5 protein-coding genes and 1 pseudogene are annotated in these 2,531 nt (G+C 61.6%); 1 reads left to right on the forward strand and 5 read right to left on the reverse strand.

Annotated features, from left to right (window positions below):
- Positions 1-649 (forward strand): annotated as a pseudogene (locus tag EOC06_RS41005) (ribonucleoside-diphosphate reductase); the annotation flags it as partial.
- A gap of 14 nt (positions 650-663) precedes the next feature.
- On the opposite strand, the gene EOC06_RS32540 reads toward EOC06_RS41005, so the two are convergent.
- The 5 genes from EOC06_RS32540 to EOC06_RS32560 all read right to left on the reverse strand — a co-directional run.
- Positions 664-984, reverse strand: a complete 321-nt coding sequence (locus tag EOC06_RS32540; protein ID WP_128309718.1) for a hypothetical protein — start codon at positions 982-984, stop codon at positions 664-666.
- Between the two features lie 26 nt (positions 985-1,010).
- On the reverse strand, positions 1,011-1,283 hold the full coding sequence (locus tag EOC06_RS32545) for a hypothetical protein (protein WP_128309719.1): 273 nt from the start codon (positions 1,281-1,283) through the stop codon (positions 1,011-1,013).
- Complete coding sequence (locus EOC06_RS32550; protein ID WP_164898859.1) at positions 1,243-1,476, reverse strand: hypothetical protein; 234 nt, start codon at positions 1,474-1,476, stop codon at positions 1,243-1,245. Before EOC06_RS32550 ends, EOC06_RS32545 begins: the two co-directional genes overlap by 41 nt.
- An 83-nt stretch (positions 1,477-1,559) precedes the next feature.
- A complete protein-coding gene (locus tag EOC06_RS32555) occupies positions 1,560-2,246 on the reverse strand; it encodes a lysozyme (protein ID WP_128309721.1) in 687 nt (228 codons plus the stop codon).
- Positions 2,233-2,531 (reverse strand): hypothetical protein (locus EOC06_RS32560; RefSeq protein ID WP_164898860.1); only part of this gene is annotated, 299 nt, incomplete at its 5' end. The genes EOC06_RS32555 and EOC06_RS32560, both read right to left, overlap by 14 nt.

The following is a 2,531-nucleotide window of genomic DNA, read 5'->3' on the forward strand; positions in this document are numbered from 1 at the left end:
TGTCGACGAGGAGGCCGGCACCTATTGCCAGGATCTCGGCGTGGTGTTCCCTCACACGCGCAGGACGATCAAGCCAGCCGGCACCACCAGCAAGCTGTTCGGCCTCACCGAGGGCGCTCACCTGCCCGCCATGCGGGAATACCTCCGCTGGGTCCAGTTCCGCTCTGACGACCCGCTGGTGGCCGAGTACGCTGCCAAGGGCTACCCGACCAAAGAGCTGCAGAGCTACAAGGGCACGACGATCGTGGGCTTCCCCACGGCGCCGGTCATCTGTGGCATGGGTGGCGAGGTCACAACGGCCGGCGAGGCCACGATGGAGGAGCAGTTCCGCTGGCTCCGTCTCCTGGAAACGTTCTGGATCGGTCGTGAGGGCGGCAACCAGGTCTCCTACACCCTGAAGTACGATCCCAAGAAGGTCAGCTTCAAGGAATACTCGAAGGTCATGGACGCCAACATCGATCTGGTGCGCGCCGTGTCGGTCCTGCCCCAGGTCGAGACCCTGTCCTACGAGTATCAGCCGGAAGAGCCGCTCACCAAGGCGCGCTACGAAGCGGTCGTCGCAGCCATCAATGAGCAGATGGCCGAAGACGTGGACAAGGTCCACATCGACTGCGCCGGCGGGGCATGTCCCGTCGATTTCAACAAGTGATCAGAAGGGCCGCGTCAGCGGCCCTTTTCACATTCGTAGAAACTCTCCTGGGCAGCAGCGCGCACATTCTGGTGGTGCTTGTTGTAGGAGCCCAGGTCTCCCCACCAGACCGTTGAGATCTTGTCGTCCAGGGCGCACACTCGCTCGGCGCTGAGCTTGGCCTCGCTGCGATCGTACCAGATCACGAACACGTTCACCTTCTCCGGATCGAACTCGTTCACGTCGAAGTAGCGGACGTTGTAGGCGCTCTCCACCCGATGATCGAGGCGCGATACGGCACCTGCGGGTGAAATAAGGGCGGCGCACAGCGCCGCCTGGAGGATTAGTTTCTTCATAGGCCCACCCAATACTATAGGAAGACCTATTTAGTGCGCGCCTTGTTGTCGCGCAACAGCTTGGCCAGAGCTTTTGGGTCTCCGGCCGCGTCAAAGATGGCGATCAACCGCTTCCCACAGGCCGTCTTGGTCTTGTCGGACTTGATGAACTCGTCGAGCTTGTCGAAGACCATCAGGTCGTCGATCGGCTTGCCTTCCGGGAAAGGCCCGACCATCTTCTGAAAGCAAGTGCGGATGTCCTCCGGGAGCGGAGGCAGCTCAACCTTTCCAGAGGTTGCGCACCCGGTCAGCAGCATCACCGTCAAAACACTTGATGCGCGGATTAGATGTGACAGCATCGCGCTGCTCCTTTGCGTTCTTGTCGTACTGGGCGAGCTTGCCAGCGTCGACCACAGCTTGGCTGGAGTCGGCTTCGAGGATCGCGACGTTGGTTTGCAGCTGCGTGACCTGGCTCTTGAGGGCGGCGATTTCCGCCGCCTTCTCGAATTTCATCCAGCCGTAGCCGAAGCCGGCTATGAATATGCCCAGGCAGACGCCGATGCGGAGGAGAAGAAGGGACAACCAGGGTGGCATGATCAGAGCCCCGACTTGCAGATTTCGGCCTCGCCTTTGCGCTGGGCGTCACCATTCTCACGACGGTTGATGAGGCCAGGCAGAACCTTGCCGCCGGACTTGTTCCAGGCCGTCTGGGCATCGCACGCCAGGCTGTACTGGTGCGTGGTGACGAAGCCGGCTGTCCGTGAGCCCTTCTGGCCGGCAACGCCGAAGTTATAGGCGCCCGAGATCATGGAGGCCTGCAGCGAGACCGGGGCGATCGCGTAGTCCTTCACGCCGTCGACCAGCGGCAGATAGTAGTCGTGGATGACGCGCTTGATCAGCATTGCCACACACTGCTCGCGCGTGAACTTCATGCCCTTCTTGATGTTGAGTGTCTCGCCATAGCAGACGGTCCACACATCCTTCTTCGGGAGGGTGTCCAGATACGCGGTCAGGCGCAGCCCTTCCCAGGGCATGATCATCTCCTCGACCGCAAGCTTGACGGCCGGAGGGATCTTGCCGGCCGCGACCTGTTGGTGGATCAGCTTCTCGGGCGTGAGTGCGGGCGCCACGACGGCCGGACGGACCATCTGGACAACGGCAGGCGGTGCGTACGCCGGCGTGGGCTGATCGACAGCCTGCCAGCCGGAGACGCCTGCGAAAATGAGTGCAGCGAGAACGGCGGCCTTCCCGCGCTTGGTAGGCACGATTTTATTGATCGGCATTGCGGAAAACCTTCTGGCTGACAAAGACACTGCTGATGAAGGCCCCGGCCACGACGAGGCCCGTAAAGATGCCCATCACCTGCGGTGAGAGCGTGAGGAAGGCCGGCAGATATGGGAGCATGGCCTGCATGCCGGCGAGGATGCCGGCGACCGCGAGGAAGCGATTGCTCCAAGCGTGGCGCAGCTTCTTCTTCCAGTCAGGGTGTAGCCATTTCTTCATGCCCCTTATATGGGACCAGCCCGACCGGTGTTCGGTCGGGCGTGCAGCACTGTGCAGCACTACTT

The organism is Mesorhizobium sp. M7A.F.Ca.MR.362.00.0.0, from assembly GCF_004023175.1.
Lineage (GTDB): Bacteria > Pseudomonadota > Alphaproteobacteria > Rhizobiales > Rhizobiaceae > Mesorhizobium.

What these genes read in the sequence shown, in the direction of transcription:
- EOC06_RS32550 (WP_164898859.1), bottom strand. Translation starts at nt 1,476, where the DNA reads ATGAAATTCGAGAAGGCGGCGGAAATCGCCGCCCTCAAGAGCCAGGTC.
- EOC06_RS32540 (WP_128309718.1), bottom strand. Translation starts at nt 984, where the DNA reads ATGAAGAAACTAATCCTCCAGGCGGCGCTGTGCGCCGCCCTTATTTCA.
- EOC06_RS32555 (WP_128309721.1), bottom strand. Translation starts at nt 2,246, where the DNA reads ATGCCGATCAATAAAATCGTGCCTACCAAGCGCGGGAAGGCCGCCGTT.